The organism is Micromonospora krabiensis (genome assembly GCF_900091425.1).
In the GTDB taxonomy this organism is placed as follows: domain Bacteria; phylum Actinomycetota; class Actinomycetes; order Mycobacteriales; family Micromonosporaceae; genus Micromonospora; species Micromonospora krabiensis.
In genome coordinates, this window is sequence record NZ_LT598496.1 from 393,220 (window position 1) to 419,011 (window position 25,792).

25 protein-coding genes are annotated in these 25,792 nt (G+C 72.0%); 8 read left to right on the forward strand and 17 right to left on the reverse strand.

Annotated features, from left to right (window positions below; translation table 11 throughout):
• Positions 1–9: 9 nt before the first annotated feature.
• The 8 genes from GA0070620_RS01765 to GA0070620_RS01800 form a co-directional block, all read right to left on the reverse strand.
• A complete protein-coding gene (locus tag GA0070620_RS01765; protein ID WP_091587886.1) occupies positions 10–1,650 on the reverse strand; it encodes a dipeptide ABC transporter ATP-binding protein in 1,641 nt (546 codons plus the stop codon).
• On the reverse strand, positions 1,650–2,543 hold the full coding sequence (locus GA0070620_RS01770; protein WP_091587889.1) for an ABC transporter permease: 894 nt from the start codon (positions 2,541–2,543) through the stop codon (positions 1,650–1,652). Before GA0070620_RS01770 ends, GA0070620_RS01765 begins: the two co-directional genes overlap by 1 nt.
• A 2-nt stretch (positions 2,544–2,545) precedes the next feature.
• On the reverse strand, positions 2,546–3,481 hold the full coding sequence (locus GA0070620_RS01775; RefSeq protein WP_091587891.1) for an ABC transporter permease: 936 nt from the start codon (positions 3,479–3,481) through the stop codon (positions 2,546–2,548).
• 1 nt (position 3,482) lies between these two features.
• The gene (locus tag GA0070620_RS01780) at positions 3,483–5,129 is read right to left on the reverse strand and encodes an ABC transporter substrate-binding protein (protein ID WP_091587893.1); all 1,647 of its coding nucleotides are present in this window, start codon (positions 5,127–5,129) and stop codon (positions 3,483–3,485) included.
• A 438-nt stretch (positions 5,130–5,567) separates the two neighbouring features.
• Positions 5,568–6,476, reverse strand: a complete 909-nt coding sequence (locus tag GA0070620_RS01785; protein WP_091587895.1) for a zinc-binding dehydrogenase — start codon at positions 6,474–6,476, stop codon at positions 5,568–5,570.
• A gap of 127 nt (positions 6,477–6,603) precedes the next feature.
• Positions 6,604–7,140 (reverse strand): flavin reductase family protein, encoded by a 537-nt coding sequence (locus GA0070620_RS01790; protein ID WP_091587897.1) that lies wholly within the window; start codon positions 7,138–7,140, stop codon positions 6,604–6,606.
• A 32-nt stretch (positions 7,141–7,172) separates the two neighbouring features.
• The gene (locus GA0070620_RS01795) at positions 7,173–8,006 is read right to left on the reverse strand and encodes a DUF1684 domain-containing protein (RefSeq protein WP_091587899.1); all 834 of its coding nucleotides are present in this window, start codon (positions 8,004–8,006) and stop codon (positions 7,173–7,175) included.
• A 561-nt stretch (positions 8,007–8,567) separates the two neighbouring features.
• Entirely contained in the window at positions 8,568–9,065 is a 498-nt protein-coding gene (locus GA0070620_RS01800; protein WP_091587901.1) for an NADPH-dependent FMN reductase, read from the reverse strand.
• A 143-nt stretch (positions 9,066–9,208) separates the two neighbouring features.
• Between GA0070620_RS01800 and GA0070620_RS01805 the strand changes: the two genes are divergently transcribed.
• A complete protein-coding gene (locus GA0070620_RS01805) occupies positions 9,209–10,378 on the forward strand; it encodes an LLM class flavin-dependent oxidoreductase (RefSeq protein WP_091587903.1) in 1,170 nt (389 codons plus the stop codon).
• Between the two features lie 49 nt (positions 10,379–10,427).
• Here the strand turns inward: GA0070620_RS01805 and GA0070620_RS01810 are convergent, their stop codons facing one another.
• The 5 genes from GA0070620_RS01810 to GA0070620_RS01830 all read right to left on the reverse strand — a co-directional run bounded on the left by GA0070620_RS01810 (position 10,428) and on the right by GA0070620_RS01830 (position 16,336).
• Positions 10,428–12,242 carry a glycoside hydrolase family 15 protein gene (locus tag GA0070620_RS01810; RefSeq protein ID WP_091587905.1) on the reverse strand — a complete coding sequence of 605 codons (1,815 nt, stop codon included), beginning with the start codon at positions 12,240–12,242 and terminating at the stop codon, positions 10,428–10,430.
• Between the two features lie 31 nt (positions 12,243–12,273).
• The gene (locus GA0070620_RS01815; protein ID WP_091587907.1) at positions 12,274–12,750 is read right to left on the reverse strand and encodes a hypothetical protein; all 477 of its coding nucleotides are present in this window, start codon (positions 12,748–12,750) and stop codon (positions 12,274–12,276) included.
• Positions 12,751–13,005: 255 nt separating this feature from the next.
• Entirely contained in the window at positions 13,006–14,724 is a 1,719-nt protein-coding gene (argS, locus tag GA0070620_RS01820) for an arginine--tRNA ligase (RefSeq protein WP_091597790.1), read from the reverse strand.
• A 249-nt stretch (positions 14,725–14,973) separates the two neighbouring features.
• Positions 14,974–15,738, reverse strand: coding sequence for a protein kinase family protein (locus GA0070620_RS01825; RefSeq protein ID WP_091587909.1), 765 nt, complete (start codon positions 15,736–15,738; stop codon positions 14,974–14,976).
• A 10-nt stretch (positions 15,739–15,748) separates the two neighbouring features.
• Positions 15,749–16,336, reverse strand: a complete 588-nt coding sequence (locus tag GA0070620_RS01830; RefSeq protein ID WP_091587912.1) for a TetR/AcrR family transcriptional regulator — start codon at positions 16,334–16,336, stop codon at positions 15,749–15,751.
• Positions 16,337–16,402: 66 nt separating this feature from the next.
• Here GA0070620_RS01830 and GA0070620_RS01835 point away from each other — a divergent pair, with 66 nt between their 5' ends.
• Positions 16,403–17,407 (forward strand): hypothetical protein, encoded by a 1,005-nt coding sequence (locus GA0070620_RS01835; protein ID WP_091587915.1) that lies wholly within the window; start codon positions 16,403–16,405, stop codon positions 17,405–17,407.
• Between the two features lie 37 nt (positions 17,408–17,444).
• Here GA0070620_RS01835 and GA0070620_RS01840 read toward each other — a convergent pair whose 3' ends face one another.
• Positions 17,445–18,494 carry a DUF4034 domain-containing protein gene (locus tag GA0070620_RS01840; RefSeq protein ID WP_091587918.1) on the reverse strand — a complete coding sequence of 350 codons (1,050 nt, stop codon included), beginning with the start codon at positions 18,492–18,494 and terminating at the stop codon, positions 17,445–17,447.
• Positions 18,495–18,685: 191 nt separating this feature from the next.
• On the opposite strand from GA0070620_RS01840, the gene GA0070620_RS01845 reads away from it, so the two are divergent.
• The 4 genes from GA0070620_RS01845 to GA0070620_RS01860 are packed head-to-tail and all read left to right on the forward strand — an operon-like array spanning position 18,686 to position 21,967.
• Complete coding sequence (locus tag GA0070620_RS01845) at positions 18,686–19,396, forward strand: ThuA domain-containing protein (protein ID WP_091587921.1); 711 nt, start codon at positions 18,686–18,688, stop codon at positions 19,394–19,396.
• Entirely contained in the window at positions 19,366–20,502 is a 1,137-nt protein-coding gene (locus GA0070620_RS01850; RefSeq protein ID WP_091587923.1) for a Gfo/Idh/MocA family protein, read from the forward strand. Before GA0070620_RS01845 ends, GA0070620_RS01850 begins: the two co-directional genes overlap by 31 nt.
• Before the next feature lie 47 nt (positions 20,503–20,549).
• Positions 20,550–21,224 carry a nucleotidyltransferase domain-containing protein gene (locus GA0070620_RS01855; protein WP_091587926.1) on the forward strand — a complete coding sequence of 225 codons (675 nt, stop codon included), beginning with the start codon at positions 20,550–20,552 and terminating at the stop codon, positions 21,222–21,224.
• A complete protein-coding gene (locus GA0070620_RS01860) occupies positions 21,221–21,967 on the forward strand; it encodes a nucleotidyltransferase domain-containing protein (RefSeq protein WP_091587928.1) in 747 nt (248 codons plus the stop codon). The genes GA0070620_RS01855 and GA0070620_RS01860 overlap by 4 nt, the downstream gene beginning before the upstream one ends.
• A 77-nt stretch (positions 21,968–22,044) precedes the next feature.
• Here GA0070620_RS01860 and GA0070620_RS01865 read toward each other — a convergent pair whose 3' ends face one another.
• Entirely contained in the window at positions 22,045–22,521 is a 477-nt protein-coding gene (locus tag GA0070620_RS01865; RefSeq protein WP_091587931.1) for a nitroreductase/quinone reductase family protein, read from the reverse strand.
• A complete protein-coding gene (locus GA0070620_RS01870; RefSeq protein ID WP_091587933.1) occupies positions 22,518–23,297 on the reverse strand; it encodes a glucose 1-dehydrogenase in 780 nt (259 codons plus the stop codon). The genes GA0070620_RS01865 and GA0070620_RS01870 overlap by 4 nt, the downstream gene beginning before the upstream one ends.
• 145 nt (positions 23,298–23,442) lie before the next feature.
• Between GA0070620_RS01870 and GA0070620_RS01875 the strand changes: the two genes are divergently transcribed.
• Positions 23,443–24,087 (forward strand): TetR/AcrR family transcriptional regulator, encoded by a 645-nt coding sequence (locus tag GA0070620_RS01875; RefSeq protein WP_091587934.1) that lies wholly within the window; start codon positions 23,443–23,445, stop codon positions 24,085–24,087.
• A 64-nt stretch (positions 24,088–24,151) separates the two neighbouring features.
• Here GA0070620_RS01875 and GA0070620_RS01880 read toward each other — a convergent pair whose 3' ends face one another.
• A complete protein-coding gene (locus GA0070620_RS01880; RefSeq protein WP_157741503.1) occupies positions 24,152–24,499 on the reverse strand; it encodes a DUF2568 domain-containing protein in 348 nt (115 codons plus the stop codon).
• 274 nt (positions 24,500–24,773) lie between these two features.
• Between GA0070620_RS01880 and GA0070620_RS01885 the strand changes: the two genes are divergently transcribed.
• A complete protein-coding gene (locus tag GA0070620_RS01885; protein ID WP_091587936.1) occupies positions 24,774–25,745 on the forward strand; it encodes an aldo/keto reductase in 972 nt (323 codons plus the stop codon).
• Positions 25,746–25,792: the final 47 nt, after the last annotated feature.

Here is a 25,792-nt window from a genome sequence, read left to right on the forward strand (position 1 = left end):
CTCCTGCGGTCAGCCGGCGGTGACGAGCGTGGGGAGCGCGTCGAGCAGGGAGCGGGTGTAGTCGTGCTGCGGGTAGGTGAAGACGTCGCCGACGGGTCCCTGTTCGAGCACCGCGCCGTCGTGCATGACGAGGACCCGGTCGCTGAGGTGGTGCACCACGCCCAGGTCGTGGGAGATGAACAGCAGGGCGGTCCCGTCGGCGGCCCGCAGGTCGGCGAGCAGATCGAGCACCTGGGCCTGGACAGAGACATCGAGGGCGGAGACGGGTTCGTCGCAGATGATGAGGCTGGGGCGGGGTGCGATGGCCCGGGCGATGGCGACCCGTTGTCGCTGCCCACCGGAGAGCGCCCGGGGATGCCGGTCGAGCAGGTCCGGCGTGAGTCCGACGCGGCCCAGCAGCGCGGCCACGTGGTCGCGGCGGTCGGCGCGAGGGACGTCGGCGTCGAGGTTCTCCGCGACGATCCGGGCGACGGTGTAGCGCGGGTCGAACGAGCCCAGAGGGTCCTGCGAGATGACCTGGAGCCGGCGGCGCAGCGGACGGCGGGACGGTTCCGGTACGGCCGACCACGGGGTCCGTTCGAAGGTGACGCTACCGTGGTCGGGGTCCAGCAGGCCGGCGACGATCCGGGCGACGGTGCTCTTGCCGGAACCGGATTCCCCGACCAGGCCGACGGTCTCACCACGGGCGACGGTGAGCGAGACGTCCCGGACCACGGTGCGCTCGCCGTACCGTTTGGTCAGCGCCACCGCGTCGAGCACGACGTCGCCGGCCCGGATCTCCGGGCGCGGCGGCAGTGCGGTGCGGCCCCGCCCGGCGCCGGGCGTCGCCCGGACCGGGGTGGCGGGGCTGAGCCGATGGCCGCGCGAGGACGCCGACGGCACGGCGTCGAGCAGCTGTCGGGTGTACGGGTGCGACGGCGCGCGCAGCAGCGGGCCGGTGCGACCCTGTTCAACGACGCGACCGTCGCGCATGACCAGGACCCGATCGGCGATCTGCGCGACTACGGCGAGGTCGTGGCTGATCAACAGCAGGCTCTGCCCGGTGGCCCGCCGTTCGGCGAGCAGGCGCAGGATCTGGGCCTGGACGGTGACGTCGAGCGCGGTGGTGGGTTCGTCGGCGATGAGCAGGGCCGGTTCACCGGCGATGGCCGAGGCGATGAGCGCGCGTTGCCGCAGGCCGCCGGAGAGCTGGTGCGGGTACTGCCGGGCCCGGCGCTGCGGTTGCGGTACGTGCACCTGGTCGAGCAGGTGCGCGACGCGGCCGGCGCGTTCCCGCCGGCTGACGATGCCGTGGGTGGTGAGCACCTCGCCGATCTCGGCACCGACTGTACGCAGCGGGTCGAGGGAGACCAGCGCGTCCTGCAGGACGAGCCCGGCGAGGCGGCCCCGGACCCGCCGCCAGTCCCGGGGCCGGTGGCGCCGCACGTCGGCCCCGGCCAATTCCAGCCGGGTGGCGTGGACCCGTGCGGTCGGCCCGGCGAGGCCGACGAGGGTACGGGCGGTGACGCTCTTGCCCGAGCCGGACTCCCCGACGATGGCGACGCACTCGCCCGGCTCGACGGTGAGCGTGACGCCGCGGACGGCGTGCACCTCCCCGGCCGGGGTGGGGAAGGTGACGTACAGGTCCTCGACCGCGACCAGGGGGGCCATCACACGTGCCGCCCGTCGAAGCGCGCCTGCCAGTGGCGGCCGACGACGGTCAGCGCCACCACGGTGAGGGTGACCGCCGCGCCGGGAAGGATGCTGATCCACCAGGCGACCTGGAGGTAGTTGCGCCCCTCGGAGAGCATCGCACCCCACTCGGGGGAGGGGGGTTGCGGTCCCATGCCGAGGAAGCTGAGCCCGGACGCGGCGAGGATCGCCTCGCCGAGGCCGATGACGGCGATGACCGGCACCGGTCCGAGCACGTTGGGCAGCACGTGCCGCAGCACCAGCCGCCCGCGGGTCAGTCCGAAAGTCGCCGCCTGCTCGACGTAGCCCGCCCGGCGCACCAGCAGCGTCTGCGCCCGGACCACCCGGGCGTGGTGCGGCAGGGTGGCGACGCCGATCGCGATGATCAGGCTGACCGTGCCGGGGCCGGTGACGGCGATGAAGAGCAGGGCCAGTAGCAGCATCGGGAACGCCGACAGGGCGTCGAAGGAGCGGCTGAGCGTCTCGTCGGCCGCCCGGTGCCCGAGCCCGGCGAGCAGGCCGAGCAGCACCCCGGCGGTCACCGCGATGGCGGTGGCGGCCAGGCCGATGGTGAGCGAATGCCCAGCGCCGTGCACCACCCGGGCGACGACGTCCCGCCCGAGGTGGTCGGTACCGAACCAGTGCGTCGGGCTCGGCGGGGAGAGCACGGTGAGCGGGTCGGCGGCGAGCGGGTCGGCGCGGGTCAGCGCCGCCGGCCAGACGGCGGCGAGGAGCAGCAGCCCGAGGTACGCCCCGGCGGCGAGCACGCCGGGGCGCGGCCGGAACCGGCGGCGGACGGCCTCGACGGGCGGGTCGGCGGCGGGGCTGACCGCGGTGACGTCGGCGGCCACGCCGCCCAGGGTCACGGTCATCGTCAGGTCCTTCGCAGTCGCGGGTCGACGAGCAGGTAAGCGAGGTCGGCGGCGGTGTTGACCACCACGTACACGGCGGCGGAGAGGGTCACCACGGCCAGGACCACCGGCATGTCCTTGCTGGTCACCGCGGTGAGGGTGACCTGGCCGAGGCCGGGACGGCCGAACACCTGCTCGACGATGACGGCACCGCCGAGCAGGATGCCGAACAGCCAACCGGCGAGGGTGACGGCCGGCAGCAGGGCGTGCCGTAGAGCGTGGCGGAGCAGGACCGCCCGCTCTCGCACGCCCCGGGCGCGTGCGGTGAGCACGAACGGCTCGTCGAGGGCCCGTTCCAGGCCGTCGCGCAGCACCTGGGCGAGCAGGCCGGCGATGGGCAGCGCGAGGGTGACCGCTGGCAGCACCAGGGCGGCCGCTCCCTGGTCGCCGGAGACCGGGAAGAGTCCGAACCGGAACGACAGCACGCTCAGCAGCACGATGCCGATCAGGAAGGGTGGGGTGGAGACCATCAGCAGTTCGACGCCGGAGCTGGCTCGGCGCAGCCACCGCCGGCGGTCGCCGGCGGTGGCGACCGCGAGGGTCACGGCGAGCAGCACACCCAGCCCGGCGGCGGTGACGGCGAGGGCGAGAGTGGGGGCGATCTGGTCGCCGATCACCTCGGTGACGGGGCGTTGCATCAGGTAGGAGCGGCCGAGGTCACCGACGGCGAGCCGGCGCAGGTAGTCGAGGTACTGCACGATCGCCGGCCGGTCCAGGCCCCACTCCGTGACGATTTCGGCGCGGATCTGCGGAGTGTCGGCCCCGTCGCCGATGATGCTGTCGACGGTGTCGCCGGGGGCGGCCAGCAGCGCCAGGTAGGCGGCGCTGGCCGCGGCCCAGAGGACCACCAGCCCGGTGGTGATCCGGCGGATCACCGGTCGCAGGGTTGTCGGTCCCATGTCACTTGCCGATCCACAGGTCGTAAGCGCTGGCGGGTACGCCGGCGGTGGGTTCGAAGCGGACGCCGCCGACGCTGGTGGCGGCGGCGATCTGGTCGGCCGGGGCGTAGAGGGGTAGGACGAGGGCCTGGTCGGCGACGACCCGTTGTTGCAGGTCGGCGTAGATGCCGGCGCGTCGGGCGGGGTCGGCGGTGGCCTGGCCGGCGTCGAGGAGCTTGTCGAGCTGCGGGTCGTTGGCCCTGGTGCGGTTGATGGCGCCGGTGGAGTGCAGCAGCAGTTTCAGCGCGGCGCCCGCGTCGGTGTCGGCGCGGGAGTTGTCGAAGATCTCGTACTCGCCCTTGTCGAGGGCGTCCTGGGCGGTGCCCTGGTCGACGAGGGAGACCTTCAGGTCGATGCCGGCGCTCTGCTTGACGGCGGCCTGCACGGCCTGGGCGAGGATGTCGCGGCGGTCGCGGACGAACGGCGCGGACTGGAACAGTCGGACGGTGAGCCGCTTGCCGTCCTTGACCCGGTATCCGTCGGCGTCGCGTCCGGTCCAGCCGGCCTCGTCGAGCAGCGCGTTGGCCCGGTCGGCGTCGCCGCCGAAGCGGCCCTCGAGGCGCTTGTCGTAGAGCGGACTGGACGGGCTGACCACGCTCCACGCCCGGGTCGCGCTGCCCCGGTAGACCGCTTGCAGCACGGTGTCGACGTCGAGGGCCTCCCGGAACGCCTGGCGGACCCGAAGGTCGTCGAACGGGGCGTGGCCGACGTTGAAGTAGTACGAGTAGGCCGAGCCGGAGTTGAGCTCCCGGGTGAGCCGCAGCTTCGGATTCGCCGTGATCAGCGGCTCGTCGGTGGCCGGCACGCCCTCGATGAGCTGCACCTGGCCGGAGGTGAGCGCGCCGACCCGGACGGCGGACTCCTTCAGGAACCGGTAGGTGATGCCGTCGAGGTAGGCGGGTCCGGTGTGGGCGGCGGTGGGGGGCGCCCAGTTGTACGCGGGATTGCGGCGGTAGTGCAGTTCCTGGCCGGGCACGTAGCGGTCGAGCACGAACGGGCCGGTGCCGGCGACGTCGGTGCCGCCTGCCTTGAGGTTCTTCGCCTCCCGCAGCGATCGGGGGGAGACCTGGGCGCCCTGTGGTGAGGCGAGGAAGTCAAGGATGAGCACGTCGGGGGTGGTGAGCGTGAAGCGCACCGTACGCGGGTCGACCACGTCGACGGTCTTGAGGTTGCGCAGCTGTACGGCGGCGACGGCCGCCGCGTAGCCGGGCTCCCGCAGTTTGTCGACGTTGGCCTTGACGGCGGAGGCGTCGAAGGGCGTGCCGTCGGAGAAGCTGACCCCGTCGCGCAGGGCGACGGTGTAGGACAAGCCGTCCGGACTCACCTGCCAGCCGGTAGCCAGCCAGGGCACCAGTTTGCCCTGATCGTCGTAGGTGAGTAGGGATTCGAACGTGTTCCAGACCAGCAGGCGTGCCTTGGCCTGCGCGTACTGGTGCGGGTTGAGGGTGATCGGTTCGGTCTCGACGGCCCAGGTCAGGGCGCCGCCGGAGCGCGGCTGGCCGGCGGGGCCGGCCGGTGGGGTGCTGTCGGTGGCGCAGCCGCCGACGGTGACGGTGACGGTCAGCGTGGCGAGGGCGGCGGCGAGCAGGCGCAGGCGGTGCGCGGGCATGACGGTATCTCCTGTCCAGACAGGCGACGGCGGGTACGACGAGGCAGCGGTAGCGCGCGATGCGCGTACCGGCGGCGACGTCGACGGTGAAGGACGTGGCGGTCAGCTCGGCGATGAGCCCCACCGCGGCGGGCCGGGTCGGCGCGCCGGGCACGGGTGCGGGTGCCGGGTCAGTGCCGACAGGAGCTCGACCACACCCGACCGAAGTCGATGTGGCCGCGGATGATCAACCGCAGCTCGCTGGACATGAGCCGAGTCCACTCGCTGGACCCGGTGATGTCAATAAATGCGTGAGCGGATGTCACCTTTCGCACGCGGGGAGCCCCGCGGGTTGACGCTAATCCTACTAAGTCTATAGGATATGCGGGCCATGTGTGCGGCGGGAGGGTCGGAGCGCGACGCCGAGACGCCCGCCCCGGCGCAGCCGGGCCGCGCTCCTCAGTCGACATCGAGGAGCACCTTGCCGAGCACCCGGCGGCTGAGCAGCGCGCCCGCGGCGTCGTCGAGTCGTCGCCAGGAACCGTGCCACCCCACCGGAACGTGCAGGGCGCCGGTCCGAACGAGATCCACGAGCAGCGCCAGGTCGGCGCCCGGCGCGCTGGCGTCCCCGGCCGAGCGCAGGCTGCGGGCCGCGCCCGGGGCGAACGTGGAGTTGACCGGGAACGTCGCCGGATCGCCCGAGGCCCAGCCGATGCTGTGCAGCACCCCGCCGGGGGAGAGCAGCCGCCAGGCCGCGCTCAGGTGGCCGCCCCCGAGCGTCTCCACGACCACGTCGACCGGGCCGGCGACGGCCTCCACCCCCACCACGACCTCGTCGGCGCCGAGTTCCGCCAGCCCGTCGGCCCGCTCCGGCGCGCCGACCACCGCAATGACCCGGGCGCCGCCGCGCCGCGCGAGCTGTACGGCGATCCGTCCCACTCCGCCGGACGCGCCGGTCACCAGCACCCGACTCGCCAGCAGCGGACCGGACGAGCGCAGGGCACGCAGCGCGGTGAGTCCGACCGTGGGCAACGCCGCGAGAGCGGCGCCGTCCAGGCCGGACGGAAGCACGGCGACCGCGTCCACGTCGAACGCGGCCCGCTGCGCCCACGCTCCCGGCCCGAGGGCGACCACCCGGTCGCCGACGCGGGGACCGGTTCCGCTCGCGGCGGCCCGCAGCACACGCCCGACCGCGTCGTGGCCGAGCACCGCCCCCGCCGGCCAGGCGGCCACATGCCGGACCTCCCCGTGGTTGACCGACACGTGCTCGACCTCCACGAGGACCTGGTCGGCCCGCGGAACGGGCTCCGCCACGTCGGCCAGCCGCCAGCGTGGGCCGGTGTCGGGAGCGGCGACGATCGCGCGCATGGCAACCTCCTGGTGATCGAAGTCGGGTCGGTCTCGAGGTGAGGCGCCGGCTGCCGAAGAGGGCCCGGCGGGTTGCCGGGCCGGCGCCTCCGCCGATCCAACCCGTCCGCCGGTGGTCGCGCGACGGTCAGGCCACGAGCCGGGCCACCCTTTCGGCGTCCTCCGAAAGGTCCGCGTACCGACCCCGGTGATAGAGCAGCGGTGAGCCCACGTCGGCGTGGCGCAGCAGCTCCGGCTCGGCCAGCACGATCGCGTGGTCGCCGACCACCACCCGGTCGACCACCCGACACAGCAACCAGGCCAGGGTGCCGTCGAGGATCGGCACCCCCTCGGGTCCCTGCCGCCACCGCGTCGGCGCGGCGAACCGGTCGATGCCGCTAGTGGCGAACGTCCGGGCCAGCTCCCGTTGGTGACGGGCGAGCAGGTGTACGCCCACGTGCCGGGCCTGGGAGATGGTGGGCCAGCTGGACGAGGCGAGGTTCAGGCAGAACGACACGATCGGCGGACGCAGCGACACCGAGGTGAACGACGTGGCGGTGAAACCAGCCGCGGGACGGCCGGGTGCGGTGATCACGGTGACGGTGCTGGCCTGGTGGCGCAGCAGGGTCCGCAAGGTGTCCCCATCTGCCTCGATGGGTGACGGGCTGTCGGCGGGCTCGGTCATGGCGTTCCCTCCCGTTGGCGGGTGGCGGACGGTCAGGACTGCGCGGAGGGCGACTGCCGCTCGTACGGGAGCTTCTCTCCCGCCTCGACGGCGACCGGGAGCCGGTTCTCCGCCGGTGGCAGCGGGCAGGTCGCGAAGTCGGTGTAGGCGCAGGGCAGGTTGGTCGCGCGGTTGAAGTCGAGCGTCACCAGCCCGTGCTCGTCCGGCGCCGCGACGGCGAGGGACCGGACAGCCGGATAGGTCGTCACGCCGGCGGTGGTGTCGGTGAACAGCACCGAGAGGCTTCCTGGCGCGATGCCGTCGAACGCGGTCAGGGACAGGGGTAGACCGTCGAGCGCGAACTCGATTCGTCCCGGCGCGTCGTAGACGTGCTCGAGCCCCTCCACCGCGGCGCCCACGGTCGTCGGCCGGGGCACGTCGAAGGGTACGTACCGGCCGGTCAGGACCCACTGCGGCGTCGGCGGGTACGCGGGAGTGCCGCGGTGCGCGACGCGCAACGGGTGGTCCGGGCGCCGTGGTCGGAGGATGTCCCGCCCTCCCCGGCGGGCGATCTCCACCACACCGCCGTCCACTCCGACGACGCCGCCGCCGCGTTCCGCGATGGGCCCGAACGTGTGCCGACCCGTCACCCGCCGCCCGGCGACGGTGATTGCCTCGCCGTCGCCGAGGGTGACCACGACGACGTTCTCGTCGGTGTGCCACTGCCCAGGTGCGTCGGGAAAGCGCTGCGGCTGCGGGGTGAGCCAGTGCAGCCCGGTGACGGCGAGGAAGCCGTGCGGGTCGGACAGCGCCTCCTCGCGCCGGCGGTGCCAGTCGGCCCAGTCGCGGGTGAAGGTGTCGCTGTCGGTCGGGGTGACGGTGGTCATCGAAAACCTCCCGGGTCGAACGACGAGATCGGGGGAGAGGGTGGAGTCCGGTCGGGACGGAAGAAAACGCGGTGGCGCCGGCGGACATCGTGCGGAGCCGCCCCTACCGGTCTGCAACTGGGCGAACTCGACGAGCGGCGGGGTGGGAGCCGGTCAGGCGGTCGCGCCTCAGGCGAAACAGAGCTGCGAGGCGACCCGCATCAGGTCGACGACCCGGCGGGAGGTGAGCAGGCGAGCCCTGGACATGACTCCGATTTTCCTACTTACCAAGTAGGATTTCAAGGGCTTGTCCGCCCTTCGGTAGCGAAGGGTGCCGCCTGCCGGTCGCCGCGAGCGGGAGACGTGGCGGGCCCGGGCGCCGGAGCACGCGCCCCAGCGGCTGCCCGTGCCGGGAGGGTCGCGCGATGCTGGTCGTCCCCGACTACGACGACGCCACCCTCGCCGGCGTCGGCCCGACTCGCCCCGCCCGTCGCGGGTCGACCCGGCAGGCGTGGGGAAGGCGACCGAACGGCCGCCTCCACACCCGCCCCGCGCGCCGAGCGAGATCCTCCCCAGGCTGGCTCAGCGCGGCGACGGCTCCCGCAGCGTGAGGGTCGCGGCGAACGTCGCCGCGACGGCCGGCACGTCGGCCAGCTCCGCCTCGACGACGGCGAGCCCGGGCACCACGTCGGCGCCCAACTCTCTCAGCAGCTCCGCCAGGTGCGACGCAGCCGCAGAGGCCTGCTGCGCCACGCCGGCGATGACCACCGGGACCGCGGTCGTGCCGTCGAGTGCCCGGGCCGGCAGGTGGTCGAGGAGCACCTTGAGAACACCGGTGAAGGTGCCCTTGTAGGTGGGCGTCGCGACGACCAGCAGGTCGGCGCCGCGCACCAGGTCGAGGGCCGTGGCCGTGGCGGGATCGCCGGAACTCAGCAGACCGGCGCCGAGCGTGGCGACGTCGACCACCCCCGTGTCGTCCGTGCCGTGCCTGCGGGCGAGCAGGTCGCCGATCGCCGTTGCCAGTGCCAAGGTGCGCGATGCCGGTCGCGGGTTGCCGGACACCACCACGGTCGAAGCCATCGCCGCTGCTCTCCTCTCGGCTGACCGGCGCCCTCCGGGCCGCCGATCGAGGGTGTCAGGTCGACCACGATACTCTATTGAGCCGATAGGAAATATAGGTATGGTGCCGGTTCGTTGTACTGACCACGCTGATCGGAGCGACCATGACCCTCACGTTCCACTGGTTCCTCCCGACGAACGGGGACAGCCGGGACATCGTCGGCGGCGGGCACGGACTGCCTGCCGGCGCGGCGGGCGGCGCCCGGCCGCCGACGGTGGCATACCTGGGCCAGATCGCACGCAGCGCCGAGCAGCTCGGCTTCGTCGGCGCGCTCACCCCGACCGGGGCATGGTGCGAGGACGCCTGGCTGACCACAGCGATGCTGGCCGAGGTGACCGAGCGGCTGAAGTTCCTTGTCGCGTTCCGCCCCGGCCTGCTCTCGCCGACCCTGGCGGCGCAGATGGCCTCGACGTTCCAACGCCTGTCCCGGGGACGGCTGCTGCTCAACGTCGTCACCGGCGGTGAATCACACGAACAGCGAGCGTACGGCGACTTCCTCGACAAGGACCAGCGGTACGCGCGTACCGACGAGTTCCTGCACATCGTCCGCGCCCTGTGGCGCGGCGAGACCGTCACCCACCACGGCACCCACCTGAGGGTCGAGCAGGCCCGGCTGGCCGCCCGCCCCGACCCGGTGCCGGAGATCTACTTCGGCGGGTCGTCCGGCGCCGCCGGCCCCGTCGCCGCCCGCCACAGCGACGTCTATCTCACCTGGGGCGAACCGCCGCAGCAGGTGGCGGAGAAGCTCACCCGCATCCGTGGCCTGGCCGCCGAGGCCGGCCGGCACCTGCGGTACGGCATCCGCCTGCACGTCATCACCCGCGACACCAGCGAGCAGGCCTGGGCACAGGCGCGGCGGCTGCTCGCCGGCATCCCCGACGCGGACATCGCCGCCGTGCAGGCCGGGCTGGCGCGCAGCGAGTCGGAGGGGCAGCGACGGATGATCGCGTTGCACGGGGGTGCGCGGGACCGGCTGGAGGTGGCACCGAATCTGTGGGCCGGCGTCGGACTGGTTCGCGGTGGTGCCGGCACCGCGCTCGTCGGCAGCCACGCCGAGATCGCCGACCGGATCGCCGAGTACCACGCGCTGGGCCTCACCGAGTTCATCCTCTCCGGCTACCCGCACCTGGAGGAGGCGTACTGGTTCGCCGAGGGCGTCCTACCGATCCTGCGCGACCGCGGACTCTGGACACATCCGCTGGCGGAGCGTGCCGACCCGGCCCCGACCCAGGTGCCCTTCACCACCCCGCCGCAGCCGACGGCCGCGTCGTGACCGTCCGGCCTCGCGTCCGGCGGCCGGGGACGAGTCCACGGGAGCGAGTTCAGCCAACGGGGGCGTCCCGGATGGCGAGCGCGGCCTGGACGAGCGCCGCGTGCGTGAGCGTCTGCGGATAGTTGCCGATCTGGGCGCCGGTCGCGGGATCCAGCTCCTCGGCGTAGAGGCCGAGAGGGCTGGCGTACTCGAGCATGGCCCGGAACATCTCTATCGCCTCGGCGCGGCGTCCGGTGCGGGCGAGAGCTTGGACCAGCCAGAACGAGCAGGGCAGGAACGCGCCTTCGGTCCCCGGCAGACCGTCCCGTCCGGGCGGGTAGCGGTAGAGAAGCGGACCGCCGGCGGACAGTCCGTCCCGGATGGCGTCGACGGTGCCGCGCACCCGGGGTGACTCGATGCTATCCATCTCCAGCAGCGGCAGCACGAGCAGGGCCGCGTCCAGATCCGCCGAGCCGTAGGTGCGGACGTAGCTGGCCGCCGTCGGGTTGAAGCCGGAGGACCGGATTTCGGCGGTGATGCCGTCGCGTGCCTCCAGCCAGCGTCGACGTTGACGGCGTCGTATGGGGTGGGTGTCGGCGATGCGCAGGGCCCGGTCCAGAGCGAGCCAGCCCATGAGCTTCGAGTGGACGTGTTGGGCGGGCTGGCGGACCTCCCAGATGCCGGCGTCGGGCTCCCGCCAGCAGCGGGCGACCACGTCGGCGAAGCCGCGCACCGCCCGCCACGTCTCGCTGTAGAGGGGCTGCCCGGCCTGCACGAACGCCCAGGCGGCGTCGATCACCCAGCCGTAGCCGTCGAGCTGGTGCTGCCCGGCGGCGCCGTTGCCGATCCGCACCGGGACGCTGCCGAGATAACCGGGCCAGCCGGGAAGTTCCCGTTCCGCCGGTACGTCGCGGCCGTCAAGGGTGAGTAGCGCCGGTAGGCGTGGCCGCTGCAGCCGGCTGGCGTGCAGCAGCCACGCGAGGAAACCACGGGCCTCGTCCGGTTTGCCGACGCTGAGGAACGCGCTCACGCCGATGCTGGCGTCCCGCGGCCAGACGTAGCGGTAGTCCCAGTTGCGTACTCCGCCGGGCTCTTCGGGCAGTGACGTCGTGGGTGCGGCCACCGGCGCTCGCGAGGGCGAGTAGGTCAGCAGCCGCATCGTGAGCAGGCTTCGTACGACCTCTTCCCGGAACGGCAGCGACCCGTCGATCTCGGCGGTCCAGGCCCGCCAGCGCTCCTCGTCCTCGCCGAGCAGTTCCCACGCCCACCCGGGATCGACGTGGATCAGCGGTTCGCGGTAGGCCACGGCCAACACGAGGGTGACCGGCCGGCCCGGTCCGATCCTGATCAGGGCGGGCCGGCCGGGTTCGATGGTGAGGTCTTCCGAAGTGTCCAGCGAGACCGCGAGGGCCCCCCACTGACACGCCAGGGCCGGACCCCGGCGGTGCACCCGGGGCCGACGGTGCCGTACGCCGAGGCGGGGATCGAACTCGACGACGGCGTCGACCGGCGCGGCCTCGGCCGACAGCCGCCGCACGATCAGTGTCGTGGGGAGCAGCCGGCCGCTGACCTCGGCCAGCATGGCCTCGGTGAGGGTGAGCCGGCCGCCGCCCACGGCCCAGGTCGTCTCCAGCGTGGCGGTGTGCCGCCGGTAGCGCCGCTGCACGGGTGTGGCCGATGCGGCCGGGCCGACCCGGAACGTTCCCGCCTCGGGCCCTCCGACCAGCCGGCCGAAGAGGGGCTCGCCGTCGAAGCGGGGCACGCAGAACCAGTCGATCCCGCCGTCGGCGGCCACGAGGGCGGCGGTGCGGGTGTCACCCAGCAAGCCGTAGTCGCTGATCGGCGCCGGGGGACGGACGGACGTCGGGTCGGACCCACCGGTCATGCGGATCGCTCCTCACGAGAGCTGGCGCGGGTCACCCGGCGTGCAGGAGTAGCCCGAGGACCACCCCGTAGATGACGTGGACGACACCCGAGACCACGGGCGTCTGGACGCCGTAGTTGACGGCGAACAGGCCCGGCGGCTCCAGGACGGCCGTGCTGGCCAGGCCCGCCCGCTGGGACGCCATGCGTGGGTGGACACCCGGAAGCAGCGGCAGGAGCACCGTCAGCGCGATCCCGACGTGGACGGTCCCCAGCAGCGCCCCGATCCACCAGGTGGCACGGTCCAGCAGGGCGAACGTGGCCGCGTAGCCGAGCGCGAAGCCCTGACCGGCGCCCAGGTGGATGAAGAACCCGATGACCCGGGCCCGGTCGGGATCCTCGGTGACGAGGGTGCCGAGCAGCAGGGGAAAGTCGAGACGGGTGAGGCCGGCCAGTTGAGCGGTGATCTGTGCCGCGGTGAGCGCGGCGGTGGCCACCAGGCCGAACAGCGCCCATCCGGCCCAGTCCATCTCAGCAGGGGTGGACGGGGCGGACGTCGGCGGTCGGTGTTCCCTCGGTCATCGGTCCGTTCTTCGGCTGGAAACATGAAGGCCGGAGGCCATGAACCGGACGCCCGCGTCGCCCGTCGGACGACAGTGGCCGTGCCGGTTTCTCACCCTAGGTCACCGTGCCGGACGGCGTGCCCTGCTCGCCGAGATGCGACCCGTGGTGGAGCGAGCCGTGCGCGGCCGGTCGGTCCGCGCTGCGCCGGATCACGGAGCTGATCACATCCGCTCGGGGGTCCGGATGCCGAGCACGTGCAGCCCCTGCCGGAGCACCCGGGCGGTCAGGTCGCAGAGCACCAGCCGGCTCTCCCGCAGTGGCCCGTCGGCCCGCAGCACGGGACACCGTTCGTAGAACGTGCTGAACGCGGCGGCCAGCCGGTACAGGTAACCGGCGAGGTGGTGGAACTCCAGGTTCACCGCCACCTCGTCGACCACCCTGGCGAAGCCGACCAGCTCGAAGGCGAGTGCCCGCTCGGCCGGCTCGGCCAGTGAGATCCCGGCCTCCGGCCGGACCGCGACCCCGGCCCGCCGGAAGATCGACCGGATCCGCGAGTACGCGTACTGGAGGTAGGGCGCGGTGTTGCCGTCCAGCGAGAGCATCCCCTCCCAGTCGAGCACGTAGTCCCGGTGCCGGTCACTGGACAGGTCGGCGTACTTGATCGCGCCGACGCCGACCGCCCGGCCCACCTCGGCCGCCTCAGCCTCGCCCAGCTCCGGGTTCCGCTGACGGGCCAGCGCGGTCGCCCGAGCGATCGCCTCCTCCAACAGCCCAACCAGCTTCACCGATCCGCCGGCCCGGCTGCGCAGCATCCGCCCGTCCGGCCCGAGGATGGAGCCGAACCCGACGTGCTCGGCCCGGGCCGGCGGGGCCAGCCACCCGGCCTGCGCGGCGGCGGCGTACACCATCTCGAAGTGTCGCCGCTGCGGCAGCCCGACCACGTAGAGCAGCCGGGTCGCGCTCAGCGTGTCGGTCCGATGCCGGATCGCCGCGAGGTCGGTCGCCGGGTAGCCATACCCGCCGTCGGACTTGCGCACGATCAACGGCAGCGGCTCGCCGTCGCGACCAACGAAGCCGGGCGGGAACACGCAGGCCGCCCCCTCGCTCTCCCGCAGCAGTCCGAGTCGGTCCAGGTCCTCCACGACCGGGCCGAGCAGGTCGTTGTAGCTGCTCTCACCGTGGAAGTCCCGCTTGGTGAGGGTCACGTCGAGCAGGTCGTACACGGCCAGGAAGTACCGTTCGGACTGCTCCACCAGCAACCGCCACAGCCGCAGGGTCACCTCGTCGCCGCCCTGCAACGCCACCACCCGCCGCCGCGACCGTTCCCGGAACGCCTCGTCGGCGTCGAACTTCGCCCGGGCCGCCTTGTAGAACGAGTCCAGGTCACCCATCGACAGCTCCTGCGCCGCCTCGGCCTCGCCCACGTCGACCAGGTGCTCGATCAGTATGCCGAAGGGGGTTCCCCAGTCGCCCAGGTGGTTGGCCCGCAGCACCCGGTGGCCCAGCCACTCCAGCAGCCGGGCCGCCGCGTCGCCGATCACCGTCGACCGCAGATGCCCGACGTGCATCTCCTTCGCCACGTTCGGCGCCGAGTAGTCGACCACCACCGTCTCCGGCACGGCGGCCACGGGCACGCCCAGCCGCGGACTGACGGCCAGCGCGGAGACCAGCCCAGCCAAGGCGTCGTCGGCGACAGTCAGATTGAGGAACCCCGGGCCGGACAGCTCCGCCACACTGCACAGGTCGGCCAGCTCAGCGTGCCGCAGCACCTCGGCGGCGATGGCGCGCGGCGGCCGGCCGAGTCGCCGGGCCAGTGCCAGCGCCGCGTCGGACTGGAAGTCAGCCCGCTGCGAGCGCCTTATCACCGGGTCGACCGGTTCGCCCGCCACCGTCGCGAACGCCGGAGCAAGCCGGTCGGTCAGAAGTTTCTCCAGATCCATGAGTACGCCGATCTCGCTCGGATCCGCGGCGCGGATCACCGGATGAGGATGCGGGCGGACCGAGGACGATCGATGATGACCGGCGGCTCGATCCGCCGGTCGCAGAGAAGATCGCTCAGCGCAGGCGGTCGCGGGACCGTCGGCGTCGCAGCGCGCCACACCGGACGTCGGGGGACGCCACCGGGAACGCGTACGAGCTGATCATGCCATCAGCTTAGTGGCACGGCCTGCCGGCTACGCAACGACATTTCATGCCGACCAATGCCCCTCTCGGGCGGTGCAGGTGGACCGCCACTCGGCGACCAGCGTCGCCACGTCGGGGTGTCGATCTTCAGGTGCGGGTCGGGTGGCGTGGGCCGTGAGCCGGCGTTGGGCTGGCGTGCCGCGCCAGCCGTGTGGGGAGTCGAGCAGGTGCTGGATGGTGCGGCCGAGGGTGTACACCGTGGTCCGCTGGTCGATGACCGCACCACGAACGAACTCCTCCGGGGCCATATAGCGGCGGGACCCGGGCAGGCGGTCCCATTCGAGGAGGAAGGGCCCGGGCCGGTACTCGTCCAGGTCGATCAGCCACATCCGTCGACTGCCGAAGTCGTAGAGGAAGCAGCCGTCATACAGGTCGACGGCGACATGGCCGGCCGCCGCGACGGCCACATGCGCGTCGAGGACCCTGGTGACAGCTGCCTCGACGTCGTGCAGGGGCAACTGTTGGAACCGGGCGAGCGCGGCTCGGTCCGAGCCGTGCCTGGTGGCGTGATTGAGCACCCTGCCGTCGTGCCAGGGGTAAATCAGCACGGGTCCGTCAGGCCCGTCGAGGACCCGCGCGGGATGGACGATCGCCGGATGCTGAACCGCAGTGTGAAACCGCGCGGCCCGGAGAAGCGAGGACCGGGCCTGCTCGGTGGTGGCCTGCTTGACGAACCAGCGGCGCCCGGCCTCCTCGACGCCGTAGGACAGGCATCCCGAGTCTTGCTCGGTGAAGACCGTGAACGCGGACGTGAGCGGCAGGTCGGACATGCCGGCGAACCTACGCCCGCGCGCGGCCGCGTACGAGCGGCAGAAAGACCTCGTCGACGATCTCGACCAGGACCTCGTCGGGGACCGAGGGGATGCCGCGCATCGCGTACTCGGCTCGCAGCAGCATCATCGGGGTTGTTGCGACGCGTGGATGGACGGCCGTCGGCGGCGCCTCGTCGCGTGCCACGGCGCGTTCGAGAATGGTCAGCCAGGCACGGTCCATAGTGTCGGCGCCCGACCGTTCGCGCATGAGGGCGAGCAGTGCCGGATCATCCGCCGCAGCCGCGAGTAGGCCGCGGAGGACCGCCCCGTGCGGCGAGGACCACGTCTCGTTCGCCCGCCGAAGCATTTCGAGCGCGTCGCCCCGCAGGGTGCCCGTGTCGGGGTTCGGCATGACGGCGTCGGACAGGTGGCGGTACGCCGCGATACCCAGCGCGGCCCGATGCGGCCACCGGCGGTAGATGGCGTTCTTGTTCGTCCTGGCGCGGGCGGCGACCCGATCCATGGTCATTCCGGCGTAGCCGGCCTCGCGCAGCTCCTCCGCCGCTGCCTGCAGGATCGCCTGTTCCAGCTCCTCACCCCGGCGCCTCGTGCTCATGCCTTGCAGGGTACTGGACGTACCCTATAGGGTACGCCGCGTACCTTAAATTGAGGGGGCCTTCCGATGCGCGTATTCGGCATGAACTACGACACCGGCTTCGTGAGCGCCGGTTCCACGACCCACGAACCGTTCGTCCCCGAGACCGTGCGGCGTGACCTGCGCGTGATCCGTGACGAGCTGCGCTGCGACGCGGTGCGTGTCACGGGCGGTGTCCAGGACCGGCTGGAGCTGGCCGCGCGATACGCCGCCGAGGCGGGGCTTGAGGTGTGGTACAGCCCGTTCACCAACGGCCTGGACCGCGACGGGCTCATGGGGTTCCTGCTCGACGGTGCGGAACGGGCCGAGCGCCTGCGACGCGGCGGCGCCTCGATCGTGTACCTCACGGGCTCCGAGATCTCCATGTTCAACGACGGCTTCCTGCCGGGCCGAGACCTGGCAGAGCGCATGACGCTGTTCACCGATCCGATGCGGATGCGGAAGGCGGTCCCGGCCGCGCGAGCCGCGGTACGCGACTTCCTCGCCGAGGCGGTGCCCGCGGTGCGGGAGCGGTTCGGCGGCCCCATCGGCTACGCCTCGATTCCGCTGGAGGATGTCGACTGGTCGCTGTTCGACATCGTCGCCAGCGACGCCGGCTACCGCGACGCGACCAACGCCGCGGCGTTTCCGCAAAGCCTGGCGGCGGCGGTGCGGCAGGGCAAGCCCTATGCCGCGACCGAGTTCGGCTGCTGCACCTTCCGCGGCGCGGGAGACGTCGCGGGAGCGACGGAGCCGGTCACGTACGACGAGCACGGTCGCGCCGCGAAGCTCACCGCGGAGTTGGAGCGTGACGAGGACGGCCAGGCCCGATACGTCCTGGGCCTGCTGCGCGACTACGAGGCCGGCGGGGTGGAGGCGGCGTTCGTGTACACGTTCGCGAACCGGCACCTACCGACCACCGGTGACCCGGAGCACGACTACGACCTGGCCGCGCGCGGCATCGTGCGGGTGCTGCCGGACGGCTCCTGGACGCCGAAGGCCGCGTTCCACGCCCTGGCCGAATACGGCCGCACGCGCGCGCAGGCTCAGTGACAGGTCGGCCAACGCGGCGGAGGCCGAGAGATCGGCGTCAGGCGCGCGACGAGGCTGCCCGGGCGCGACGACGGGCACGGATGAAAGCGGCGTCGCCGCGCGTGTCGCCCCACCAGGCCCACGGCACCCCGGTCACGTACCGGCCGATCGACGCGAAGACCGGCGCGGCGTCCGCGTCACGGCCGGTGCGTGCCAAGCCGTACGCCAGGAAGTTCAGGTCGTTGAGCCAATCGGCGTGCCGACCGGCCGGCTGGCGGAACCACTGCTCCAGCGCGTTGTCGAGGTCGGACTGCAGGACCGGATCCTGCTGCCACCGCTGGCCGATCTCCTCGGCGGTGGCACCAGGGGTCTCGCGTTCCTGCTCCCACAGCGCCCACTCGGCGGCGGCCCGCACCGGCAGCACATGCAGCGGCGAGCCCGCGGGTGCCGTGGCCGCGACCGACCGGGCAAAGCCGAACATCGCCTCGTGCGAGCCGCCCCACTTCCGGCAGTGGTAGGTCAGCTTCTGTACGTGTCCCTCCCGGTGCCACGGGTCCCGCCGGATCAACTCACGCCAGGTCTCCTCGACATCCTCCGGTGGCGCGCTCTGATCGACCATGAGATCCAGCCGGATCGCCCACGGCGTGGGGTCCTCGGGCGCGAGCCGCATCGCCACGTCGTTCACCTGTTCGGCCAGGTGCAGCAGGCGGCCGAACTCAGCCCACTGCTCCGGGCGCACCGTGGCGGCCCAGTCCCCGCCGCGCACCTCCCAGGCTCGTGCCATCAGGGACCGGGCACGTACGAGCTGGGCATCCGGGTTGGTGGGGGTGCGCGCCGCCCAACGGTCGGTCCAGGCGGCGGTGGTGTCGACCCGGCCGGTCGTTCGGTCGATTCGTGATCCCAACCCGCCGGCGGTCGACTCGGCGAGTACGCGCACGTAGCGGGCCCGACGGTCGTGGTCACCTCGGGTGGCGGCCAACGCCGCTCGGGCCGGCCCGTCGTCGGAGCCGTACCGCGCCTGCGTGCACGCCTCGCGCAGCACGGCGTCGTCCTGAGCCGGGTTGGTGTCGATCTGGCGGGTGAGCAGCCGCCACACGGTCGAGATCACGATCGAAGATGGTAAACGTCGGCGCTGCGGCCTCAGTGGACCGGGCAGGAGGCGGAACGAGAGTCCGGGGGCGCTGGCGTCGGCGGAAACCATGAGTACGGTTTCAGTGCCCGACACGCACGGGCGTCGGCGGCCCGTCGGCGGGGCGGGAACACCGGTCCGGTGGCGACGGGCCGTGGGAGGGAGCGAGGGTGGCACAGCGGAGAGCACTGGTGGTTCGGGGCGGATGGGAGGGACACCAGCCGGTCAAGGCGACGGAGTTGTTCCTCCCCTTCCTCGAACGGAACGGCTATGCCGTACGGATCGAGGAGTCGACGGAGATCTACGCCGACGCCGCCGAGATGGCCGACACCGACCTCGTCGTGCAGTGCGTGACGATGTCGCAGATCACCTCGGACCAGTTGGCGGGCCTCAGTGCGGCGGTCGTCGCCGGTACGGGCTTCACCGGCTGGCACGGCGGCATCGTGGACTCGTTCCGCGCGTCATCGGACTACCTGCATCTGGTGGGCGGCCAGTTCGCGACCCATCCGGGGCAGGAGCCGTGCCAGCGTCGCGGTGGCCCGGAGGACAACTTCCTGCCGCACACGGTGCGCCTCACCGACCTCGGCCGGGAGCACCCGATCACCGCGGGAATCGAGGACTTCGAGCTGGTCACCGAGCAGTACTGGGTGCTGCACGACGACCTGATCGACGTACTGGCGGTCACCACCCACCCCACGCAGCCGTGGCATCCGTGGCACCGGCCGGTCACCTCGCCGGCGATCTGGACCCGACTCTGGGGGGCCGGGCGCATCGTCGTGACGACTCCGGGACACAGCCTGGACGTGCTGGAGCGCGCCGACGTCCGGACCATCATCGAGAGGGGGATGGTGTGGGCGACCCGCACCGCGTCGGCGTCGTAGGTCTCGGGGTCATCTCCCGCGCCTACCTCGACACACTCGCGAACCACCCCGCGGTGAGCATCGCCGCGCTGGCTGACCTCGACGCCACCCGGTCGGCCGCGGTCGCGGCCACGATTCCCGGCGCCGAGGCGGTGAGCGTCGACGGCCTGCTCGCCCGCCCGGACGTGCAGACGGTGCTCAACCTCACGATCCCCGCGGCGCACGCCGACATCTCGCTGCGCGCGATCGAGGCGGGCAAGAACGTGTATGTCGAGAAGCCGCTCGCCGTGGCATTCCCGGACGGCCACTCGATCCTCGAACGGGCCGCGTCGGCGGGTGTCCGCGTCGGGTGCGCGCCGGACACCGTCCTGGGCACGGGTACGCAGACCGCGCGGGCGGCGATCGACGGCGGGCTCATCGGTCGCCCGATGTCCGCCACGGCCGTCATGGTCACCCCCGGGCACGAGCGCTGGCACCCCAACCCCGACTTCTACTACACCCCGGGCGGTGGCCCGCTGCTGGACATGGGGCCGTACTACATCTCGGCGCTCATCCACCTGCTCGGGCCGGTTCGCTCGGTGCGTGGAGCCGCCAGCCGCCTGCGCGCCGAGCGCGTCATCGGCTCGGGCCCGCGCAGCGGCCAGCGGATCCCGGCGGAGGTGGACACCCACGTGACCGGCGTGCTCGAGCACGACAACGGTGCTCTCTCCACCATCACCACGAGCTTCGACGCCGTCGCGACGACGGCCGCGCCGATCGAGGTGCATGGGGAGACCGGCACGCTCGCCGTACCCGATCCGAACGAGTTCGACGGTGAGGTTCGCCTCTTCGCCCTTGGCGGCACCGGATGGCGCGTTCTCGAACCGGGGGCCGGTTACGCCGAGGCTTCCCGGGGCATCGGGCTGATCGACCTCGTCCGAGCCGACGATCAGCGTCCACCGCGGGCCGGCGGCGACGTCGCGCTGCACGTACTCGACACGATGACCGCCCTGCTCCGGTCGGCAACCGAAGGTCGGCGGATCGAGCTGACGACGGTGGTGCAGCGGCCCGCACCCGTTCCGTTCACGCCGGCCGAGACCTGGAAGGCGTACCGCGCGGACGAAGGCTGCCGCGCCCGGTCCGGCTGAGAAAAACGATCACGCAGGTGGGGCGACGTTGGGTAGCGTTCCCGGGCGTGATCGAGCTTGTCGAACGGCACACAGTCCTCGCCGTCGTGGTCGGATCCCGGGCGTACGGCTTGCACGGCCCGGATTCCGACTACGACCGGCGTGGCGTGTACGCGGCGCCCACGCGCGCGTTCTGGCGCCTCGACAAGCCGCCCACCCACCTCGACGGGCCGGCGGCGGAACAGTTCTCCTGGGAGTTCGAGCGGTTCTGCCTGCTCGCCCTGCAAGGCAACCCGACCGTCCTGGAGGTCCTCTGGTCCCCGCTGGTCGAGACGGCTACCGAGGACGGGCAGCGGTTACTGGCGGCGCGGCGGGCGTTCCTGTCGACGCGGGTGGCCGAGACGTACGGACACTATGCCCGGGATCAGCTCGACCGGGTGGCGGCCCGGCGTGAGCGCACCGGCGAGACGAACCACAAGCAGGCCATGCACATGATCCGGCTGCTGCTCGCCGGTGCGCACGTGTTGCGCACGGGGGAGGTGCTGGTCGACGTTCGGCACCTGCGCGACCGGTTGCTCGCGGTGCGGCACGGCGAGCTGGCCTGGGACGAGGTCACCGCCTGGGCGGCGGACCTGCTCGTCGAGCTCGCCGCGGCGGCCGCCACCACCACGCTGCCGGAACAGCCCGACCGGGAGGCCGTGGACCGGCTGCTCACGGGCGTACGGGAAAGGAACCTGCAGTGACCATCGAGGTGCCGCGGTGGGCCGCCGAGGCAGCCCGTGCCCTGCCGCGTCCGCTGCTGTTCGCCACCGTCAGCGGCGCGCATCTCTACGGGTTCGCCTCCGTCGACTCCGACCTGGATCTGCGGGCGGCGCACCTGCTCGCGCCGCAGGAGGTGGTCGGGATGCGCAGCGGGCCGCAGACGTTGCAGCACACGGGTGTCCGCGACGGTGTCGAACTGGACGTGGTCAGCCACGATCTGCTGAAGTTCGCCACCCTGTTGAACAGCCGCAACGGGTACGTCCTGGAGCAGCTGCTCTCGCCGCTGGTGGTCGTGACCACCGCGGTGCACGCCGAACTCGTCGCGCTGGCCCCGCGACTGGTCACCCGCCACCACGCGCACCACTACCTCGGGTTCGCCGCCGGCCAGGAGAGGTTGTACGCCCGGACCGGGCAGCTCAAGCCCGCGCTGTACACGCTGCGGGTCCTGCTCACCGGGATCCACCTGATGCGGACCGGCCGTGTGGTGACCGACCTCGGTGTGCTCGGGACGAGCTTGGCGTACGTGCCGGATCTCATCGCCGCCAAACGCGAGGGCGAGCACGCGCCGCTCCCGGCGGGCACCGCGGAACGGCTCGCCACCGACGTGCCGCGGCTGCGCGCCGAACTCGAGGCGGCCCGGGATGACTCGGCGCTGCCGGAGCAGGCCGACCCGGCAGCTGTCGACGCCCTGCACGACCTGGTGGTGCGTACGCGACTGGGCTGAGCCAACCAGCCGCCAGGCCGCGCTAGGCGCGACACACCGAATCCCTAGGAGTGGGTCATCTGGCGAGGGGAGCGCGACTACGACCGCTGGCGGAAGCTGACGCGCATCAGCCGGCTGTCGGCCCAATCTTCGAGCCGTGTCGGCCGGATGGTGCCGGGATCGTGGGGCTGGTTGAGATCCGCGACGATCTCCGCCAGCACGGCCTGACGTTCGGCTGGGTCGGTGACCGGCGTGGCCCGGGCGGGCAGATCTGCGCGGATCCCGTTCTTCAGGTGGAAGGTGAAGGTGGGATTGGCGAGAAGGTTGGCATGCCAGTCGGTCGCGCCGCCGCCAGCGCCGCTGCACAGGTAAGTCGCGCCCGCGGCTCGGTAGAAGAAGATCTCGATGCGGCGTGGTCGGCCGGTGCGGCGCCCCAGCGTCGTGATGTCGATGATCCGTTCCCGGGTGCCCGCGGCGGGCGTGATCTCGATGGCTCGCCGGATGGGGTCGGGCAGGTGGGACAGCGACGCGTCTCGGGCGACGTCGTTCGATCCGGTCGTGTCTGGAGTGCTCATGCGGTCTCTTTCTGGAGGGCGGGGCCGAGGAGGAGCCCACCGTCGACGACGTACTCCGAACCGGTGATGAACGACGCGTCCGATGACGTGAGGAAGAGGAGAAGACGGGTGACGTCGGTCGGCTCGCCGAGGCGGGGGATGGCGAAGGGCTCCGGTGAGTAGAAGTCGGCGATCGCCGCACTGGCACCGGCCGCTGGTTCGGTGATGAAGGACGTCGCGATGACGCCGGGGTGGATGGTGTTCACCCGGATGTGGTCACGGCCGAGTTCGAGCGCTGCCGTTCGGGTGAGGCCGCGCACGGCCCACTTGCTGGCGACGTAGGGCGCGTATTGGGCCGTGCCGCCGAGACCCATGGTCGAGGCGATGTTGACGATGGCTCCCCCCGCCGCGCGCCGCAGAGCCGGGGTGGCGACCTTGATGCCGAGGAAGGTCCCCGTGAGGTTGATGTCGAGGATGCGCGACCACGTGGCCTGCTCCGTATTCTCGATCGGTGCCGGCGGGTTCTGGACGCCCGCGTTGTTGACGAGCACGTTCAGGGCGCCGAAGGCGCTTTCGGTGGCGAGCACAGCGGCGGACCACGAGCTCTCGTCGGTGACGTCGAGGCGGGTGAAGCGAGCACGCGGCCCGAGTTCGTCGGCGAGAGCGGCGCCGCGTTCGGCGTCGATGTCGCCGATCATCACGTTCGCACCCTCCGCGTGAAAGGCGCGTACGTGGCTTGAGCCCTGGCCGCCGGTCCCTCCGGTCACGAACACGGTCTGGTTGTCGAAGCGGGTCAACAGATGTCCCTTCCGCATGAGGCGTCTCCGACCGTGATCATCGGCGATGAAAGTCGGCCGGTGGTGAGTCGAGTGACTCATCTCTGCTCTGACGCTACGTCGACTTCAATGGCGAGTCAAGCCACTCACCTCGTATGCTCGCTCCATGAACAGGATCGTGACGACGTACCACCAGCGTGTCGCCCAGGAGAAGCGCGCGCTGATCGTGACGGCCGCGACCGCCCTGTTCCTCGAGATGGGCTACGACCGGACGTCGCTGGCGCAGATCGCCGAGCGCTCGGGAGTTTCGCGGGCCACCTTGTTCAAGCAGTTTCCGAGCAAGGCTGCCCTGTTCGGCGCCATCGTCGCCGAGTCCTGGTCGACAGCTGACGAAGAGGGTCCGCCGCCGGCGGGCAACCTCGTCGACGGGCTCAGCACCATCGGTCGCCGCTACGCCGAGCTGTTGAGCCAGCCCCGGATGACCGACCTGTTCCGAATCGTCATCGCCGAGCTGCCGCGTTTCCCCGAGCTGGCTCACGCGCAGTTCCTGCACGGGAAGATGCCCTACTTCGAGTCCGTACGCGGCTATCTCCTAGCCGAGCAGGAAGCAGGAACGGTGCGGGTCGAAGACGTTGACCTCGCAGCCACCCAGTTCCTGGGCATGATCTCCAACTACGTCTTCTGGCCGACACTCCTGGTGCCGGGCTGGGAGGTGAGCGCCGAGCGCGTCACCCAGGTGGTCGACGAGGCCGTTCGCACCATCGCCGCCCGCTATGCCACGACTGGACCAGAGACGTCCACTAGCGACTGATCCCGCCGACCGCGACCAAGTCTCACCGCCACCGCTCTCGGCCGGTCGGGGTCGCCGGAGCTGGCTACGCGGCTGTTTCCGGGGCGCGGCGCAGCAGAACGGCCACGGCCACCCAGGCGACGACCAGGACGAGGCCGAGCCATGCGTATCCCAGCAGGGCGAGCATCGCCCCACCGAGCACGAACCAGCCACCCTGGAACGCGCGCTTGGCCGATGGCTGCAGCGACACCCGGGCCTTCGGCGAGCCGAGGGCACCCCAGAGTGCGGCGAGCAGCAGCGGCACGGCGATGGCAGCGAGCAGCCGGAATGCGCTGGGCGCGTCCAGCGCCCAGCCCCAGCGCGCGCCGATCGCCAGCACGGCGAGTTCCAGCAGGAAGGCCAGCAGCAGGCCGAGTCCCCGGACGACGGTCACCACCCCGCACCCCTCGGGGGCCGTCGCCAGTCGCAACCGGGGGCAGCGGCTGCGAGCAGGCGCTGGTGCGAGCGGCTCGCGTCGCGGAGCGGGCCGAAGCGACCGAAGCTAACTATCATAGCTGTAAAGCTAATTGCGCTAGCCGACATTCGTCAAGCGCTCGACCGGCTGACCGCCGCGCGGATGGATGCGGCCGTCCTCCGCGCGGTCGCCGGCCTGACGCCGGAGTACTGTGCGCTGGGGCGGAACCCACCCCGCCAGCGACGGAGGCATCGTGCAGTACGTACGGCTGGGCTCGACCGGTCTGGAAGTCTCCCGGGTCTGCCTGGGGACGATGAGCTACGGCGATCCCGCTCGGGGCAACCACGCCTGGTCCCTGCCCGAGGACCAGGCCCGTCCGTTCATCCGACAGGCCCTCGACGCCGGCATCAACTTCTTCGACACCGCGAACGTCTACTCCGACGGCAGCAGCGAGGAGATCGTCGGGCGTGCGCTGCGGGACTTCGCCAGCCGCGACGACGTCGTCATCGCCACCAAGGTGCACGGACGGATGCGTCCCGGTCCGAACGGCGCCGGTCTGTCCCGCAAGGCGATCAACGCCGAGATCGACAACAGTCTGCGCCGGCTCGGTACCGACTACGTCGACCTCTACCAGATCCACCGCTTCGACTCCGCGACGCCGATCGAGGAGACCCTCGAAGCGCTGCACGATCTCGTCAAGTCGGGCAAGGTGCGCTACCTCGGCGCGTCGTCGATGCACGCCTGGCAGTTCGCCAAGGCCCTCTACCTGGCCGACCTCAACGGGTGGACGAGGTTCGTGTCGATGCAGAACCACTACAACCTGCTCTACCGCGAGGAGGAGCGGGAGATGCTGCCGCTCTGCGCGGACCAGGGCATCGCGACCATCCCGTGGAGCCCTCTCGCCCGCGGAAAGCTGACCCGGGACTGGGGCGTGAGCACCAACCGCACCGAGTCGGACGAGTTCGGCCGCACCCTCTACCGCGGCTACGAGGAGACCGACCGGGCGATCGTGGAGGCCGTCGCGGCGGTCGCCGCGAAGCGGGACGTGCCGCGCGCGCAGATCGCGCTGGCCTGGGTGGCCGGCCGGGTCACCGCACCGATCGTCGGCGCGACCAAACCGCACCACCTCGACGACGCCGTCGCCGCACTCGACATCGAGCTGACCGATGAGGAGATCGAGGCGCTCGAAGCGCCCTACCGGCCACGTCCGGTGGCGGGCTTCTAGGACGTTGGTGTGCAACGGCGGTTGACCGCAGGACCGGACGGGCGCGT